This window comes from Streptomyces sp. NPDC046349 (assembly GCF_055587885.1).
Map to the genome: position 1 here is coordinate 61,663 of NZ_JBVJFK010000008.1, position 16,239 is coordinate 77,901.

General features: G+C 70.3%; 19 protein-coding genes. 14 read left to right on the plus strand and 5 right to left on the minus strand.

Translation table 11 applies throughout. The annotated features are described in order from the left end of the window. Window positions 1–311 precede the first annotated feature (311 nt). Window positions 312–920, minus strand: a complete 609-nt coding sequence (locus ACZ6JS_RS19670; RefSeq protein WP_387117521.1) for a hypothetical protein — start codon at window positions 918–920, stop codon at window positions 312–314. A 133-nt stretch (window positions 921–1,053) separates the two neighbouring features. Between ACZ6JS_RS19670 and hemL the strand changes: the two genes are divergently transcribed. The 8 genes from hemL (at window position 1,054) to ACZ6JS_RS19710 (ending at window position 9,341) form a co-directional block, all read left to right on the plus strand. After that, on the plus strand, window positions 1,054–2,376 hold the full coding sequence (gene hemL / locus ACZ6JS_RS19675; RefSeq protein ID WP_469299498.1) for a glutamate-1-semialdehyde 2,1-aminomutase: 1,323 nt from the start codon (window positions 1,054–1,056) through the stop codon (window positions 2,374–2,376). Further along, window positions 2,373–3,071 (plus strand): histidine phosphatase family protein, encoded by a 699-nt coding sequence (locus tag ACZ6JS_RS19680; RefSeq protein ID WP_469299500.1) that lies wholly within the window; start codon window positions 2,373–2,375, stop codon window positions 3,069–3,071. The genes hemL and ACZ6JS_RS19680 overlap by 4 nt, the downstream gene beginning before the upstream one ends. A gap of 230 nt (window positions 3,072–3,301) precedes the next feature. Beyond that, on the plus strand, window positions 3,302–4,528 hold the full coding sequence (locus ACZ6JS_RS19685; RefSeq protein ID WP_469299907.1) for a polysaccharide deacetylase family protein: 1,227 nt from the start codon (window positions 3,302–3,304) through the stop codon (window positions 4,526–4,528). Window positions 4,529–4,605: 77 nt separating this feature from the next. After that, window positions 4,606–5,232 carry a TlpA family protein disulfide reductase gene (locus tag ACZ6JS_RS19690; protein WP_469299502.1) on the plus strand — a complete coding sequence of 209 codons (627 nt, stop codon included), beginning with the start codon at window positions 4,606–4,608 and terminating at the stop codon, window positions 5,230–5,232. Between the two features lie 4 nt (window positions 5,233–5,236). Next, window positions 5,237–6,010 carry a cytochrome c biogenesis CcdA family protein gene (locus ACZ6JS_RS19695; RefSeq protein WP_469299503.1) on the plus strand — a complete coding sequence of 258 codons (774 nt, stop codon included), beginning with the start codon at window positions 5,237–5,239 and terminating at the stop codon, window positions 6,008–6,010. Window positions 6,011–6,023: 13 nt separating this feature from the next. Next, window positions 6,024–7,721 carry a cytochrome c biogenesis protein ResB gene (gene resB, locus ACZ6JS_RS19700; RefSeq protein ID WP_469299505.1) on the plus strand — a complete coding sequence of 566 codons (1,698 nt, stop codon included), beginning with the start codon at window positions 6,024–6,026 and terminating at the stop codon, window positions 7,719–7,721. Beyond that, a complete protein-coding gene (gene ccsB, locus ACZ6JS_RS19705; protein ID WP_469299507.1) occupies window positions 7,718–8,800 on the plus strand; it encodes a c-type cytochrome biogenesis protein CcsB in 1,083 nt (360 codons plus the stop codon). Before resB ends, ccsB begins: the two co-directional genes overlap by 4 nt. A 25-nt stretch (window positions 8,801–8,825) precedes the next feature. Continuing rightward, entirely contained in the window at window positions 8,826–9,341 is a 516-nt protein-coding gene (locus ACZ6JS_RS19710) for an SRPBCC domain-containing protein (RefSeq protein ID WP_469299509.1), read from the plus strand. 55 nt (window positions 9,342–9,396) lie between these two features. On the opposite strand, the gene ACZ6JS_RS19715 is transcribed toward ACZ6JS_RS19710, so the two are convergent. After that, window positions 9,397–9,873 carry a MarR family winged helix-turn-helix transcriptional regulator gene (locus ACZ6JS_RS19715; RefSeq protein WP_469299510.1) on the minus strand — a complete coding sequence of 159 codons (477 nt, stop codon included), beginning with the start codon at window positions 9,871–9,873 and terminating at the stop codon, window positions 9,397–9,399. An 88-nt stretch (window positions 9,874–9,961) separates the two neighbouring features. On the opposite strand from ACZ6JS_RS19715, the gene ACZ6JS_RS19720 reads away from it, so the two are divergent. Further along, complete coding sequence (locus ACZ6JS_RS19720; protein WP_469299512.1) at window positions 9,962–10,327, plus strand: cupin domain-containing protein; 366 nt, start codon at window positions 9,962–9,964, stop codon at window positions 10,325–10,327. A 35-nt stretch (window positions 10,328–10,362) separates the two neighbouring features. On the opposite strand, the gene ACZ6JS_RS19725 is transcribed toward ACZ6JS_RS19720, so the two are convergent. Then, entirely contained in the window at window positions 10,363–10,704 is a 342-nt protein-coding gene (locus ACZ6JS_RS19725; protein ID WP_469299513.1) for a PLD nuclease N-terminal domain-containing protein, read from the minus strand. 90 nt (window positions 10,705–10,794) lie between these two features. Here ACZ6JS_RS19725 and ACZ6JS_RS19730 point away from each other — a divergent pair, with 90 nt between their 5' ends. Genes ACZ6JS_RS19730 through mqnP form a run of 3 tightly spaced genes read left to right on the plus strand, consistent with a single transcriptional unit; the run spans window position 10,795 to window position 13,642 of the window. Continuing rightward, a complete protein-coding gene (locus ACZ6JS_RS19730; RefSeq protein ID WP_046779341.1) occupies window positions 10,795–12,252 on the plus strand; it encodes a menaquinone biosynthesis decarboxylase in 1,458 nt (485 codons plus the stop codon). Further along, complete coding sequence (locus tag ACZ6JS_RS19735) at window positions 12,249–12,722, plus strand: hypothetical protein (RefSeq protein ID WP_469299515.1); 474 nt, start codon at window positions 12,249–12,251, stop codon at window positions 12,720–12,722. Before ACZ6JS_RS19730 ends, ACZ6JS_RS19735 begins: the two co-directional genes overlap by 4 nt. After that, complete coding sequence (gene mqnP / locus ACZ6JS_RS19740; protein ID WP_469299516.1) at window positions 12,719–13,642, plus strand: menaquinone biosynthesis prenyltransferase MqnP; 924 nt, start codon at window positions 12,719–12,721, stop codon at window positions 13,640–13,642. The genes ACZ6JS_RS19735 and mqnP overlap by 4 nt, the downstream gene beginning before the upstream one ends. Before the next feature lie 430 nt (window positions 13,643–14,072). Here mqnP and ACZ6JS_RS19745 read toward each other — a convergent pair whose 3' ends face one another. Further along, window positions 14,073–14,684, minus strand: a complete 612-nt coding sequence (locus ACZ6JS_RS19745; RefSeq protein WP_469299518.1) for a rhomboid family intramembrane serine protease — start codon at window positions 14,682–14,684, stop codon at window positions 14,073–14,075. Window positions 14,685–14,770: 86 nt separating this feature from the next. On the opposite strand from ACZ6JS_RS19745, the gene ACZ6JS_RS19750 reads away from it, so the two are divergent. Beyond that, window positions 14,771–15,475, plus strand: coding sequence for a UbiX family flavin prenyltransferase (locus ACZ6JS_RS19750; protein WP_469299520.1), 705 nt, complete (start codon window positions 14,771–14,773; stop codon window positions 15,473–15,475). Here the strand turns inward: ACZ6JS_RS19750 and ACZ6JS_RS19755 are convergent. After that, complete coding sequence (locus ACZ6JS_RS19755) at window positions 15,472–15,606, minus strand: hypothetical protein (RefSeq protein ID WP_276615830.1); 135 nt, start codon at window positions 15,604–15,606, stop codon at window positions 15,472–15,474. The genes ACZ6JS_RS19750 and ACZ6JS_RS19755 overlap by 4 nt on opposite strands. Before the next feature lie 122 nt (window positions 15,607–15,728). Here ACZ6JS_RS19755 and ACZ6JS_RS19760 point away from each other — a divergent pair, with 122 nt between their 5' ends. Beyond that, window positions 15,729–16,184 (plus strand): Lrp/AsnC family transcriptional regulator, encoded by a 456-nt coding sequence (locus ACZ6JS_RS19760; RefSeq protein WP_030026281.1) that lies wholly within the window; start codon window positions 15,729–15,731, stop codon window positions 16,182–16,184. Window positions 16,185–16,239 lie beyond the last annotated feature (55 nt).

Below are 16,239 nucleotides of genomic sequence, written 5' to 3' on the forward strand. Positions count from 1 at the left end.
CAGGCCCGGCCAGGAACAAAGCGGACCCGCACCGGTCCGTCCGGAAAGTGCTTACCGGGCGGACTGGTGACGGGTCGTCGCCATTCCCGCCCCTCCTGTGCGGTTGCGCCGTTCCACGGCTATTGCGCGCCTACTGGGCGGTAGCAAGGCGGTCGAAAAAATATGGCTGTATTCCGACTCTCGCGCCCCGCCTGCAACGGTCCCGCTCCCTGCCGCGCCCGGATCGTGGGAGCGGGCGGCGGCGTGTTCCGGCCAGGGCGGTGCCGCGCGGGTTCAGCGAGCCGCCGGACGCGGGGGAGGTGAGGGAGAGGTCAGGGCCAGACCAGGCAGTACGGCTGGTGTCCGGCTTCGTGGAGCCGGTGGCTGAAATCCTGCCACTCGTGGAGGAGCTGGTAGACGTTGAAGGCGTCGCTCGGGCCGCCGCGGTCCGGGACCGTGGACCAGATGAAGGCGGCGGCGCCCACGGACTCCTCGCCGATCCCGCGGAGCGGGTCGACCACCGTCATCGGGAGCTTGACCACCGCGTAGTCGGGGTGGAGGACGACCAGCTCCAGCGGGGGCACCTTGTGCAGGGGTATGCCCTCGATGCCGGTCAGGACCATCGCGGCCACCGTCTCCGGCTTGATCTTGGTGAAGAGGCCGCCCATGCCGAGTTCGTCGCCGCCGAGCTCCTCGGGCCGCATCGTCACCGGGACCCGCGCCGCCGTCGCACCGTCCGGGGCGCCGAAGTACTTGTACGTCACTCCCATGCCGCGACCCCTGGGCACGTCCTCCGGTGTCGTCGCGGGCTCCGGTACGGCGTCGGCCGCCTCGGTGGCGCGCCGGCGGTGCCTGCCCCGGCGGCGGGCCTCGCGGGCTTCGCGGGCGCGCTGCGGATCGAGGCCGTCCGTACCCTCGCCCGGTCCACCACCGCGTTGCATATCTCCACCCGACTGGTCTTGCTTGCCACGGCCCCGCGGCCTGCGCCACGCAGCCTGATCATCATGGCAGTGACCTCCCCCGCGGCGACGCGGTGAAACGCCCGCCCGCAAGTCTGTCGCAGCCTCTGAGACCATGGCTGGTGTGAGCTACCCGTACCCGTATGAAGCCCCAGTTTCGCAGACGCTCTTCGAGCGCGCCTCCCTCGTGACCCCCGGCGGCGTGAACTCTCCCGTGCGCGCCTTCCGCGCCGTGGGCGGTACGCCCCGGTTCATGGTGTCCGGCACCGGTCCGTACCTCACCGATGCCGACGGTCGCGAGTACGTGGACCTTGTCTGCTCGTGGGGGCCGATGATCCTCGGCCACTCCCACCCCGAGGTGATCGAGGCCGTCCAGACGGCCGTCGCACGCGGCACCTCCTTCGGTACGCCCGGTGAGGGCGAGGTGGCGCTCGCGGAGGAGATCGTGGCGCGCATCGAGCCCGTGGAGCAGGTGCGCCTGGTGTCCTCCGGGACGGAGGCGACCATGTCGGCGATCCGGCTGGCGCGCGGCTTCACCGGTCGCGCCAAGGTCGTGAAGTTCGCCGGCTGCTATCACGGTCACGTGGACGCGCTGCTGGCCGCCGCCGGTTCCGGGCTCGCCACCTTCGCGCTGCCGGACACCCCCGGCGTCACGGGCGCGCAGGCCGGCGACACGATCGTGCTGCCGTACAACGACCTCGAAGCGGTCCGGGCGGCCTTCGCCGCGCACCCCGGCGAGATCGCCTGCGTGATCACCGAGGCGGCGCCCGGCAACATGGGCGTGGTCACCCCGGCCGAGGGCTTCAACCAGGGACTCGCCGACCTCTGCCGCGAGAACGGCGCGCTCTACATCTCCGACGAGGTCATGACGGGCTTCCGGACCTCCCGCGCCGGCTGGTACGGCGTCGACGGGGTCAAGCCCGACCTGATGACCTTCGGCAAGGTCATGGGCGGCGGCTTCCCCGCCGCGGCGTTCGGCGGCCGCGCCGACGTCATGGGCCACCTCGCCCCCGCGGGCCCCGTCTACCAGGCCGGCACGCTCTCCGGAAACCCGATCGCCACCGCCGCCGGCCTCGCGCAGCTGCGGCTGCTCGACGCGGCCGCGTACGAGAAGGTCGACGCCGTATCGGCGGAGATCCAGGCCCTGGTCACCGGGGCGCTCGCGAAGGAGGGTGTGGCGCACCGCCTGCAGACCGCGTCCAACATGTTCTCCGTCTTCTTCACCGGGGACGCGGTGCGCAACTACGACGACGCGAAGAAGCAGGAGAGCTTCCGCTTCAACGCGTTCTTCCACTCGATGCTGGCGCAGGGCGTCTACCTGCCGCCGTCCGCCTTCGAGTCCTGGTTCGTGTCCACCGCCCACGACGAGAAGGCGATCGAGCGCGTCGCGGCAGCCCTGCCGGCCGCCGCCCGGGCCGCCGCGGAGGCCACCGCATGAGCGCCGTCGGCCGGGACGTGAAGTCCGACCTCACCGTCGTACACCTGGTGCGCCACGGTGAGGTGCACAACCCGGACGGGGTCCTGTACGGGCGCCGCGAGGGCTACCACCTCTCGGAGCTGGGCCGGCAGATGGCGGACCGGGTCGCCGAGCACCTCAAGGGCCGGGACATCGCCTACGTGGTGTCCTCGCCGCTGGAGCGCGCGCAGGAGACGGCGGAGCCGATCGCCAAGGCCCACGGCCTGGACCTGGCGACGGACTCGCGGCTGCTGGAGGCGGAGAACGTCTTCGAGGGCAAGACCTTCGGTGTCGGCGACGGCGCGCTGCGCAGGCCCGGCAACTGGAAGCACCTGACGAACCCGTTCAAGCCGTCCTGGGGCGAGCCGTACGTCGAGCAGGTGGTGCGGATGATGAGCGCGCTGGAGGCGGCGCGCGACACGGCCCGCGGCCGCGAGGCGGTGGCGGTCAGCCATCAGCTGCCGATCTGGATCGTGCGCAGCTTCGCGGAGAAGCGCCGGCTGTGGCACGACCCGCGCCGCCGCCAGTGCACCCTCGCGTCCCTGACGTCCTTCACGTTCCAGGGCGACAAGCTGGTGTCGGTGGGCTACAGCGAACCGGCGCGGGACCTGGTCCCGGCCCATCTGCTGGCCGGGGCGAAGCCGGTGAAGGGCGCCTCGAAGGCGTTCGGCGCCTGATCCGCGCCCGCCCCGCCCCTGGTCCGCCCCTGGTCCGCCCTGATTCGCCCTGATTCGGGCTCCCCCGGGGGGCGGTCCGACGGTCTGTTACGGGCCGTTACAGGCCTGTCTAATTAAATACAAGATGCGCGGGAATCACCGTGTCAGCACACATGTCCGGTCAACTTGTCCGTTTATAGGGACTTTGGTTCGGGTGTGGTGACGACGATGGGGACGGTGACATGCGTGACATCAGGGGAGTGAGCCGGAGGGGGTTGCTGGGACTGGGACTTGGCGCCGCGGCCGCGATGGGAGTCGCCGGCTGCGGATTGCCCGATGTGTCCGGTCCCGGCGCTCCCGGAACCGTGAAGAACCCGAAGTCCGGCGAGAAGGCGCCGGCCAGGCCCATCGGTGACGGCTCCACCGCCGACACCGGCCCGCAGCCCAACCAGCCCGACCGGCCCGTGCCCCTCCAGCCGGGCGAGACGCCGCCGCAGTTCGTCGTCTTCAGCTGGGACGGCGCGGGAGAGATCGGCAACGGTCTCTTCCCGCGCTTCCTCAAGCTCGCCAAGGACCACGGCGCGGCCATGACCTTCTTCCTCTCCGGCATCTACCTGCTGCCCGAGTCGAAGCGGAACCTCTACCAGCCGCCGAACAATCCCCTTGGCGCATCCGACATCGGCTACCTCAAGGACGAGAACGTCCGGGCCACCCTGCGCTACGTCCGCGAGGCGTGGCTCGACGGGCACGAGATAGGCACGCACTTCAACGGCCACTTCTGTGCGGGCTCCGGCTCCGTCGCCCGATGGACCCCGGCGGACTGGGAGAGCGAGATCGACCAGGCCGTGTCCTTCGTCACAGGCTGGCGCACGAACACCGGCTTCACCGATGTGGAACCGCTGCCCTTCGACTACCGCAAGGAACTGAACGGCGCCCGCACCCCCTGCCTCCTGGGCCGGGACAACCTCCTGCCCACCGCCCGGAAGCTGGGCTGGCGCTATGACTCCAGCTCGCCCGGAGGCCTCCAGGTCTGGCCCGTGCGCAGGTCGGGCGTCTGGGACCTGCCCCTGCAGTCCCTGCCCTTCCCGGGTCACTCCTTCGAGGTGCTGTCGATGGACTACAACATCCTCGCCAACCAGTCGAAGAACACCACGAAGGGCGTCCCCGCCCACTACCCGGCCTGGCGCGCCCAGGCCACGGCCACCTACCTCGGCGGGTTCCGCCGGGCCTACGAGACCAACCGCGCGCCGCTCTTCATCGGCAACCACTTCGAGGAGTGGAACGGCGGCATCTATATGGATGCCGTGGAGGAATCCCTCAAGGGCATGGCGGACAAAAGGGATGTAAGGCTCGTATCCTTCCGGCAGTTCACCGACTGGCTGGAGGTCCAGGACCCCAACGTGCTCGCCCGACTGCGTGCCCTCGGCCCCGGCCAGTCGCCCGCCGGCGGCTGGAACGCGTACCTCACCGCGGCCTGAACACCGCCTGACCAGGGCATTGACACCCGCCCGGGGGGTGCGGAAAATCCGCGAATTGCTCATGCGAAACTTTTCACATGAGCCTTAGCCGCGCCCCCCGACGCCGCTCACCCAGCGGCCGCGCCCTCCTGCTGACCGCGGTGACCGTCGCCGGCGCCCTCACGCTCACGGCGTGCAGTGGTTCGGACAGCGGCAAGCCGACCGGTACGGGCGGCAACTACGTCACGGGTGCGAGCGGCATCTCCACCTCGGCCCGGGGCGATCGCACCGAGGCCCCCAAGCTCGACGGCGAGACGGTCGACGGCAAGACCCTCGACACGACGGCGCTCAAGGGCAAGGTCGTCGTCCTCAACGTGTGGGGCTCCTGGTGCCCGCCGTGTCGTGCCGAGGCCCCGGCCTTCGCGAAGGTGTCGAAGGAGCTCGCGGACGCCGGCAAGGACGTCGTCTTCGTGGGCGTCAACGTCCGCGACAACAGCAAGCAGAACGCGGCCTCCTTCGAGGAGACCTTCGGGATCACCTACCCGAGCCTCTACGACCCCGACGGCAAGCTGCTGCTCCGCTTCCCCAAGGGCAGCCTCCACCCGAACGCCATCCCCTCCACGCTCGTCCTGGACCGGGAAGGCAAGATCGCCGCGCGCACCCTGGCCCCCCTGGGCGAGGACCAGCTGCGCTCGATGATCGACCCCGTCCTCGCGGAGCAGTGACCTCGTGGTCGAGTACGTCCTCGCCGCCGAGGCCACGGGTGTGAACGAGACGGTCCTGAACGGCGCCCTGCTGCTGGCGGTGCCGATCGCGCTCCTCGCGGGACTCGTCTCCTTCTTCTCGCCCTGCGTCCTGCCGCTGGTCCCGGGCTACCTCTCCTACGTGACCGGCGTCAGCGGCGCCGACCTCGCCGAGGCCCGCCGCGGGCGGATGCTGGCGGGCGCCGCCCTGTTCGTCGCCGGGTTCACCGCCGTCTTCGTCTCCACGGGAGCGCTCTTCGGGTACTTCGGCTCCGAGCTCCAGGAGAACAAGGAGATCATCTCCCGGGTCCTGGGCGCCCTGGTGATCGTCCTCGGCCTCTTCTTCATGGGCGCCATCCCCGGCCTGACCATGCGGGAGTTCCGCTTCCACAGGAAGCCGACCGCGGGCCTGCTCGGCGCGCCGCTGCTCGGCGTGCTCTTCGGTGTCGGCTGGACCCCCTGCATGGGCCCGACCCTCGCGGCCGTCAACACCCTCTCCGTCGACCAGGCGAGCGCCGGCCGCGGCGCCCTGCTCACCGTCGTCTACTGTCTGGGCCTCGGCGTGCCCTTCATCCTCGCCGCGATCGCCTTCCGCAAGGCGCTCGGTGCATTCGGCTGGGTGAAGCAGCACTATGCATGGGTGATGCGTATCGGCGGCGGCATGCTGATCCTCACCGGCCTGCTGCTCGTCACAGGTTTGTGGGACAGCATCGTCACCGACATGCAGAGCTGGACCCAAAGCTTCACGGTGGGGATCTGAGGAACCGACGGACATGAGTACGACAGACAAAGCGTCCACCGAGACGTCGCCCGAGCCCTCCCCGGCGGACCCCTCCGAGGCCGCGGCCGGCTCCCAGCTCTCCACCGCACCCGTCGAGGACAGCGGTCCCGTCGGCATCGGCGTGACCGGCTGGGTCCGCTGGTTCTGGCGGCAGCTCACCTCCATGCGGGTGGCTCTGATCCTGCTCTTCCTGCTGTCCCTGGGCGCCATCCCCGGCTCCCTCGTCCCACAGACCAACGTCGACGCGCTGAAGGTCGCCGAGTGGAAGCGGGAGCACGCGTCCTACGTCGGCGCCGCCGAGGCGCTCCAGCTCTTCGACGTCTACAGCTCCGTGTGGTTCTCCGCGATCTACCTGCTGCTGTTCGTCTCGCTGATCGGCTGCATCGTCCCGCGCGCCTGGCAGTTCGTCGGCCAGCTCCGCGGCCGCCCGCCGGGCGCGCCCAAGCGGCTCGACCGGCTGCCCGCCCACACCACGTGGCGTACCGGCAAGGCCCCCGACGAGGTCCTCTCGTACGCGAGGACGCTGCTCGCGGGCAAGCGCTTCCGCATCGAGGCGGGCAGCGGCACCGTCGCGGCGGAGAAGGGCTACCTCCGCGAGGCCGGGAACCTGATCTTCCACGTCGCGCTGATCGTGATGCTCGTGGCCTTCGCCTGGGGCCAGTACTTCAAGTCCGAGGGCGGCAAGCTGGTCCTGCGCGGCAGCGGCTTCTCGAACACGCTCACCCAGTACGACGACTTCAAACCCGGCACGCTCTTCCACCCGGACGACCTGCCGCCGTTCAGCTTCACGCTGGACCGCTTCGACGCCACCTATGAGATGTCCGGCCCGCAGCGGGGCACCCCGCGCGACTTCAAGGCGTACGTCACCCTCAGCGAGGGCGCCCACGGAACGCCGCAGAAGCGCGAGATCCAGGTCAACAAGCCCCTGGAGATCGACGGGTCCAAGGTCTACCTGCTCGGCCACGGCTACGCGCCGATCATCTCCGTGACCGACTCCACCGGAAAGGTCGTCTACAAGGACGCCGTCCCGGTGCTCCCGCAGGACGGCAACCTCACCTCCACCGGAGCCGTCAAGGTCACCGACGGCTACAAGGACAAGGACGGCAAGGCGGAGCAGCTCGGCTTCACCGCCGTCTTCGTGCCGACCTTCGCCGGCGAGGGCAAGGGAACGATGTTCTCGCAGTTCCCGGCCCTGCTGAACCCGCAGCTCATGCTCAACGCCTGGCACGGCAGCCTCGGCGTGGACTCGGGCCTGCCGCAGAACGTCTACCGGCTCGAAACCTCCAAGATGGAGATGTTCAAGGACGAGTCGGGCCAGCAGCTCATCAAGAGGCTGGCGCCCGGCGAGACGATGAACCTGCCCGACGGCGCGGGCACCGTGAAGTTCGAGGGCATCGAGCGCTGGGCCACGTTCTCCGTCACCCAGCAGCCCGGCAGCGGCCTCGCCCTCGCGGGCGCGATCGCAGCGATCGCGGGCCTGGCCGGGTCGCTGTTCATCCAGCGCCGCCGGATCTGGGTGCGCGCGGTGGAGGGCGAGGACGGCGTGACCGTCGTGGAGATGGCGGGCCTCGGCCGCAGCGAGTCCGCCAAGCTTCCGGAGGAGCTGGCGGACCTCGCCGCCACGCTGCACCAGCAGGCGCCCAGCGTGTCCGATCCTGTTGAAGAAACCCCTGAAGGAGAGCGCGGATGACGCCGCTCGCAGCCGCAGCCAACGAGAATCTGGCTGAGATCAGCAACTACCTGGTCTATTCGTCGATGGCGGTCTACACGCTCGCCTTCTTCGCACACATCGCCGAGTGGACCTTCGGCAGCCGCAGCAAAGTGGCCCGCACGGCCGCCGCGCTGACCGGCACCGCCGATGCCGCGGCACCGGCCGTGCAGGTGCGCGGCAAGGGCGGCGCCACCGCCGTACTGGACCGGCCCAAGGTCACCACCCGCTCCGGCGCGGGCACCCGGGACGTCCCGGACGGCCCCGGTGCCGCCGGCGGCACCGTGCAGGGAGACCTGTACGGGCGGATCGCGGTGTCGCTGACCGCGCTCGCCTTCCTCGTCGAGGCGGCCGGCGTGGTCACCCGCGCGATGTCGGTCGAGCGGGCCCCCTGGGGCAACATGTACGAGTTCTCGATCACCTTCTCCACGGTGGCCGTCGGCACGTACCTGGTGCTCCTCGCCCTGAGGAAGAACATCCGCTGGCTCGGCCTGATCCTGGTCACCACCGTCCTGCTCGACCTCGGCATCGCCGTCACCTGGCTCTACACCGACAGCGACCAGCTGGTCCCGGCCCTGCACTCCTACTGGCTGTGGATCCACGTCTCCACCGCCATCTTCTGCGGCGCCGTCTTCTACCTCGGCGCGGCCGGCGCCGTCCTGTATCTCTTCCGCGACTCCTACGAGGCCCGGCTCGCCGGCGGCGGCAAGCCCGGCAGGATCGCCTCGTCCGTCCTGGAGCGCCTGCCGTCGGCGGCCTCGCTGGACAAGTTCTCGTACCGCATCAACGCGGCCGTCTTCCCGCTGTGGACCTTCACGATCATCGCGGGAGCGATCTGGGCGGGCGACGCCTGGGGCCGCTACTGGGGCTGGGACCCCAAGGAGGTCTGGTCCTTCGTGACCTGGGTGGCGTACGCCTCCTACCTGCACGCCCGCGCAACCGCCGGCTGGAAGGGCCGCAAGGCCGCCTACCTGGCCCTCTTCGCCTTCGCCTGCTGGATCTGGAACTACTACGGCGTGAACATCCTGCTCAGCGGCAAGCACTCGTACGCGGGCGTCTGACCGACGGAAGTGGGACGCTGGTGGCATGTCCCTCGTGAGCCATGCCACCAGCGAACGGCGCGGCGAGAACCACTGGCTGCTCCGCTTCGAGCTGCACCTCCCCTACGCCTACGAGGCCCTCTGGCACGCCCTCACCACGCCCGACGGGCTGCGTGGCTGGCTGGCCGCGGCCGACGTCCTGGAACGGCACCTCGGCGGGGCCGTCACCCTGCGCTGGCTGAACACCGGCACCGTGGTGACCGGCCACGTCACGGCCTGGGACGTGGAGCGCGTCGCCGAGTACACGGTGAGCGAGCACGGGAGGATCCGCTTCCACCTGGAGGCGGTGGGCACCGATTCGACGGTCATCCGGTTCGTGAACGAGCGCGGCGGCTCCGACGAGGACCGCCTCGACTGCCTGGCCGCCTGGCACGAACACTTCGAGCTGCTGGACGCCGCCCTTGCCGGCCGCCCGACGGACTGGTCCGCCTGGACGGACACCCGCTGGGCGCGGCTGCGCGAGTCGTACGGGTCCTTCGGCACGGCCCGCAAGGCCTCCTGAGCGCCGTCCGCCGGTGGCCGGTGCCGCGTCCGGTCCGCGCTCACCACGGCCCCGCTCACCAGACCGGGCGCAGGGGCGGCAGCCCGTCCTGCCCGTGGAGCGCGCGCACGACGCGGGCCAGTTCCCGGCGCAGGGCGCCGACGTCCGCGCTGCCGGCGAGCTCGGCCTCCAGTTCGTGCAGGATCCGGCCCGCGACGGCGAGGTGTTCCCGGGCCGTCCCGGTGAGGACCACCAGCTTGCGGCGCCCCCCTTCCGGGTGCGGCTCGCGGCGGACGTAGCCGCGCCTCTCCAGGTCGTCGACGATCTGCCCGGCGGCCTGTTTGGTCACCCCGAGCCGCTCGGCGAGTTCGGTGGCGGTCGCGCCACGGCCCTTCAGGGCCTGGAAGGCCATACCGTGCACGGGTCGCAGGTCCGCGTACCCGACCTCGGCGAGGCGCCGGGTGAACTCGCCCAGCACCAGCTGGAAGCCCATGCCGAGCAGGAACGTCAGCTCGACGCCGGCGCCGCTCTCCATCGCGTCTTCTCTCGTCACACAAATATGGTGACACGGACAGGTCAAGCTGCTTTACTCGCTCTGAGTAAAGCAGCTTGACTCATTCGCAGGAGGACTCGCCTTGTACGTGATCACCACGTCCCCCGAGCACGTCACCACCACCCCGAACGCCACCATGACCGGCCTCGCCGCCCCCAGCCGCGGCAGCTTCGAACTCAGCACCTGGCAGGTCGACATGCCCGCCGGAGCCACCGGCCCCGAGCACTCCGTGAGCCGCGAGCAGGTCTGGACCCTCGCCGCGGGCTCCCTGGAGATCACTTTCGACGGCCGCACCGAGAAGGTCACCGCCGGCCAGACCCTGGTCCTGCCGGCGGACGCGCCGCGCAGGATCCACGCCGCCGAGACCTTCCGGGCCCACGTGGCGATGCGCGCGGACGGCGTGGTCTCGGTGCCGGGCGAGGAGGGGCCTCGCATCCTCCCGTGGGCCCGGTAGGGCCGCGCGGTAGGCCCGTCGGCCCGGCCCGTCGGCTATTCGGCGTCCTTGCCCGGGTCCTTGCCGTTGTCCTTGTCCCGGTCCCTGTCCCGGTCCTTGTTCTCCTGCTCCTCGCGCAGGGACTTCAGGAACTCCGGATTGTCGTCGGGAGCCACCCACTGGACGCGGCCCCGGGACCGCCTGCCGCCGCCGGAGACCACCCGCTTCTTGCCCGCCGCCAGCCACACCACCGGCCCCACGATGGAGAAGAGCAGGATGATGATCACCCACATCGCCTTGGGAAGGTGCTTGACCTCTTCCTCCGGCGTGTTCAGGCAGTCGATGAAGGCGTAGATGGTCAGCGCGATGATCAGCAGGAACGGCAGATAGCGCAGCACGGTGTGGGACCGACTCCCGGGCAGTGGCGGCGGACCCGCAAGGGGCCCCGGTGACGCTCCCAGCGTAGTTGGTGACGGATACTGGCCCCTATGGCTTACGACGATCTCCGCTCGCTGCTCCGGGCTCTGGAGCGAGAGGGCGACCTCAAGCGCATCAAGGCCGAAGTCGACCCGTACCTGGAGGTCGGGGAGATCGTCGACAGAGTGAACAAAGCGGGCGGTCCCGCGCTGCTCTTCGAGAACGTCAAGGGCTCGGCGATGCCGCTGGCCATGAACGTCTTCGGCACCGACCGCCGCCTCCTGAAGGCCCTCGGCCTGAAGTCGTACGCCGAGATCAGCGAGAAGATCGGCGGCCTGCTGAAGCCGGAGCTGCCGCAGGGCTTCATCGGTGTCCGCGAGGCCTTCGGCAAGCTCGGCTCGATGGTCCACGTCCCGCCGAAGAAGGTGAAGGGCGACTCCGCACCCGTCCAGGAGGTCGTCCTCACCGGCGACGACGTCGACCTGGACCTGCTGCCGGCCCTCTTCACCTGGCCCAAGGACGGCGGCTCCTTCTTCAACCTCGGCCTCACCCACACCAAGCACCCCGAGACGGGCGTGCGCAACCTCGGCCTGTACCGGCTCCAGCGCCACGACAAGCGCACCATCGGCATGCACTGGCAGATCCACAAGGACAGCCGCAACCACTACGCCGTCGCCGCCGCCAAGGGCGAGCGGCTGCCGGTCGCGATCGCCTTCGGCTGTCCGCCCGCCGTCACGTACGCCTCCACCGCGCCGCTGCCGGGCGACATCGACGAGTACCTCTTCGCCGGCTTCGTCGCGGGCAAGCGGATCGAGATGGTCGACTGCAAGACCGTCCCGCTCCAGGTCCCGGCCAACGCGGAGGTCGTCGTCGAGGGCTGGCTCGAACCCGGGGAGATGCTCCCGGAGGGCCCCTTCGGCGACCACACCGGCTTCTACACCCCGCAGGAGCCCTTCCCGGCCCTGAAGATCGACTGCATCACGATGCGCAGGCGTCCGCTGCTCCAGTCGATCGTGGTGGGCCGCCCGCCGACCGAGGACGGCCCGCTGGGCCGCGCGACGGAGCGCTTCTTCCTGCCCCTGCTGAAGATCATCGTCCCGGACATCGTGGACTACCACCTCCCCGAGTCGGGCGGCTTCCACAACTGCGCGATCGTCTCGATCGACAAGAAGTACCCCAAGCACGCGCAGAAGGTCATGCACGCCATCTGGGGCGCCCACATGATGTCGCTGACCAAGCTGATCATCGTGGTGGACAAGGACTGCGACGTCCACGACCTGCACGAGGTGTCCTGGCGGGCCCTCGGGAACACGGACTACTCCCGCGACCTCACCGTCGTCGAGGGCCCGGTGGACCACCTCGACCACGCCTCGTACCAGCAGTTCTGGGGCGGCAAGGCGGGCATCGACGCCACGAAGAAACTGCCCGAGGAGGGCTACACCCGCGACGGCGGCTGGCCCGACATGGTGGAGTCCGACCCCGCCACCGCCGCCCTCGTGGACCGCCGCTGGAAGGAGTACGGCCTGTGAGCCCGATCGCTGTGAGCGGCCCGGAACTGAACCTCGGCACCGCGGAGGCGTACGTGGTCCTGGCCCGCCCGAAGATCGATCCGACCCAGCCCGGCGTGGTCGTCGCTGCCCGGGACGCAGGCGTGAGCCCGGAGGAGTTCGCCGGCCCCGGCGACGTCTGGACGCTGATGTACGACGCGGACGGTGACGGCGACGGCTTCGAACTCCCGGGCGCACGGGACACCGAGGCCGACGCCTTCGCGGAGCAGTTGCAGCAGGCCCTGGCCTCGGCCGAGCCGTTCACCGTCGAGGCCGGCAACTTCCTGCGCCTGGACGCCCGGCCCGCCGGGTCCGAATGGACGGTCACCGCGCACGTCACCCCACCGGAGGGCGAGGAGGACGGCCCCGTCGCCCGGACGCTGGAACTCGGCGCGCTGCCGGCGTCGCAACTGCTCGCCGAACTCGAACAGTTCCGGAGGGAACTCGCATGATGGCCACCGCCGATGGAGTGGTCGGACAGGGTCCCGCGCCGGAGGCCGCCAACAAGGTCAAGGCGTTCCTGCGGCTGGTGATGATCGAGCACTCGGTCTTCGCGCTGCCGTTCGCCTACATCGCCGCGCTGACCGCCATGTTCCAGCTCGACCGGACCGTGCACTGGGGCGAGCTGCTGCTCGTCACCGTCTGCATGGTGGGGCTGCGGACGTTCGCCATGGCCGCGAACCGGATCATCGACCGCGAGATCGACGCCCGCAATCCGCGGACCGCGGGGCGCGAGCTGGTCACCGGTGCGGTGTCGGTCCGCTCGGCCTGGACCGGGGCGGCGATCGCGCTCGTGGTCTTCCTCGGCTCGGCGGCCCTGCTGAACCCGCTCTGCCTGGCGCTGGCGCCGGTGGCCGTCGTCCCGATGGTGGTCTACCCGTACGGCAAGCGGTTCACGAACTTCCCGCACGCCATACTCGGGCTGGCCCAGGCGATGGGCCCCGTCGGGGCCTGGCTGGCGGTCACCGGCGAGTGGTCATGGGACGCGGTCATCCTCGGCCTGGCCGTCGGCGTGTGGATCGGCGGCTTCGACCTGATCTTCGCCTGCCAGGACGTGGCCGCCGACCGCGCGGAGGGAGTCAGGTCCGTCCCGGCACGCTTCGGCGTCCCGGCCGCCCTCTGGGGCGCACGCGGCTCGCACGTCGTGACCACGGCCCTGCTGGCCTGGTACGCGCTCGCCACGGACGCGGGCCCGCTGTTCTGGGCCGGCCTGGCGATCGTCGTCGTCGCGTTCGTCTACGAGCACACCATCGTGAAGCCGCACGACCTGTCCCGCCTGAACCGTGCCTTCTTCACGGTCAACGGCTTCATCGGCATCGCCCTCTTCGTGTGCGCCCTGGCCGACCTGGTGGTTCGAGGCCTGACCTTCTGAGCAGCGTGCGGCCTGCCGTCGAGTGCATGGACCGGGATGCCGACGCGACCGTCTCGGAGATCGACCACAGACGTCGCGATGCCCCTTCGACGGCGAGAACGGGTTCTGCCCTGACCCGGCTGTCGTCCCCGCCGCGGAGGCGGACGGGAACCTCAGCGCCTGTCCGCCCGATCCGGTCGGCCGCCGAGGTCGTCTCCCGTGGCGGCATCCGCAACGACCACGACGTCAAGGCCCGGTTTGCGCCCGGCGGGGGATCCCGCACTACCTGATCCTCGACCCGCACAAGGGCGCACGGCGTGACCTGTGGGACCCCCGGCCCGGACGGCTGCCGGGGCCGGGACACCATCCCGTACGGCCGCGAGGCCACCGTCGAAACCGGCATCGGCAAGCTCGTGATCGACACCTCGGGCCTGCGTGGACCCTTCCGCCGTCAGCCCGTGAGGGCGGCCGGCCCCCGGGGGGCCGGGCGGCGGAAGTAGAGCGCCGTCACGATGCCGGCCACCAGACCGCACAGGTGGCCCTGCCAGCTGACGCCCGAATCCGTCGGGAGGATGCCGGAGACGATCGTGGTGCCCCACACGGCGGCGACGCCCACCGCCACCGCGATGCCCAGCGCCTTGCGCTCGACGAAACCCCGTACGAGCAGGTAGCCGAAGAGGCCGAAGACGATGCCGGAGGCACCCAGCGTCATGGTCCCGGACGGGGATATCAGCCAGGTGCCGAGACCGTCGGCCAGCAGGATCAGGCCGCACACCGCGAGGAACCGGCGGATCCCGGACAGGGCGGCTATGAAGCCGAGGACCAGCAGCGGGACGCTGTTGGAGGCGACGTGGTCGAAGCCGAAGTGGAGGAAGCCCGCGGAGACGACGCCGCTGAGGCTGTCGGGGTCGCGGGCGACGATCCCGTACTGGTCGAGAGCGTGGCCGGTGGCGTAGTCGACGGCCTCCAGCACCCACAGCAGGGCCACCCAGCCCAGCATCAGCTTGGCCGCCGCCTTCGTCCGGTCGGTCTGCGTCCGGCCGGTATTCACCGTCGTGCTCATCTTCGCCCCCTTCGTGGCTCCCCCCACGGGAACGTGTGGTCACCTTACTGAGTGCCCGCCGGGCGTGGCCGGATAGTCTCGGAGGTATGACAGAGCGCAATCGCACCCCGTGGGTGGTCGGGGTTTCCGGAGCGTCCGGGACGCCGTACGCGGCGGCGGTGCTCCGCGGCCTGCTCGCCGCGGGGGAGAGCGTCGACCTGGTCGTGAGCCGGGCCTCGCGCCTCACCCTGCTGGACGAGACCGGCATCGCCTTCCGCGACGCGCACTGGCGCGAGGACCTCGCGGAGTGGCTGGCGCGCGGAGCCGACGGGAAGCCGGCGACCTTCGAGGGCCTGACGGCCGACGCGGACGTGCGGTACTGGGGTGCCGGGGACCTGGCCGCCGGCCCGAGCTCGGGCTCGTACCGGGTCAAGGGGATGCTCATCGTCCCGGCGTCCACGGCCTGCGTGGCGGGGGTGGCGCTCGGGCTGTCGAAGGACCTGCTCCAGCGCGTGGCGAGCGTGACGCTCAAGGAGCGGCGCCGGCTGGTGGTAGCGGTGCGGGAGACCCCGCTGAACGGGCAGACGCTGAAGCATCTGGTGGCGCTGGACGAGGCGGGCGCCGTCGTGCTGCCCGCCTCTCCGGCGTTCTACGCGGGTGCGACGCACATCCAGGATCTGGTGGATTTCGTCGCGGGGCGGGTGCTGGACGCGGCAGGGGTGCCGCACCGGCTGTACCGCCGTTGGGAGGGGGAGCTGGGAGGCTCCCGATCCCCCCGGGAACCGAACGGTGGTGGCCGGGCCGGTGACTAGGCCTTCTTGCGGCCCAACGGCTTGCGGGCCCTGTCGACGCGGGCGGCCGCGGCGGGCTGGTGGGCTCGGGATCGGTTGGCCAGCTCCTGGAGCTGTCGCATGTGTGCGTGCGCCATCTCGATCGTGAACACGGTGTACCACTCCTGAAGATCGTTATCGATCTGCTGAAAGAAATCGCAGGGTGTTGACCCTGTGTGCCTTAGATTCTATACCTAGACTTGCAGGATCGCCGAATAATGGAAGGCTCCACGTAATGGACACGGTGGACAGGCAGCTCATCCAGGCACTCCGGGAGAACGGTCGCGCCTCATACGCGGAGCTGGGCCGTCTCGTGGGCCTCTCCGGCCCCAGCGTCACCGACCGCATCAACCGTCTGGAGACGGCCGGCGTCATCACCGGCTACCGCGCGACGGTCGACTCCGCCTCGCTCGGACTCGGTGTCACCGCGCTGATCGGCATCTCCCTCTCCGACGCCGCCGACCACGAGGACGTGGCGCGGCGGCTGCGCGACCTCGCGGAGATCGAGGACTGCTGGTTCATCGCGGGCGACGACTCCTACATGCTCAAGGTGCGCGCCAGCGACGTGGACGGTCTGGAGAAGATCATCCGCAAGCTCTCCGGCACCAAGGGTGTCTCGCGCACCCGCACCACCATCGTGCTCTCCACGAAGTGGGAGAACCGGGTCGGGGAGCTGCCCGAGGAAGCCTGAGAGTACGGTTGGTCAGGGTTTGCAGGACAGGCAAGAGGCATCTAGAGGAGGCGAC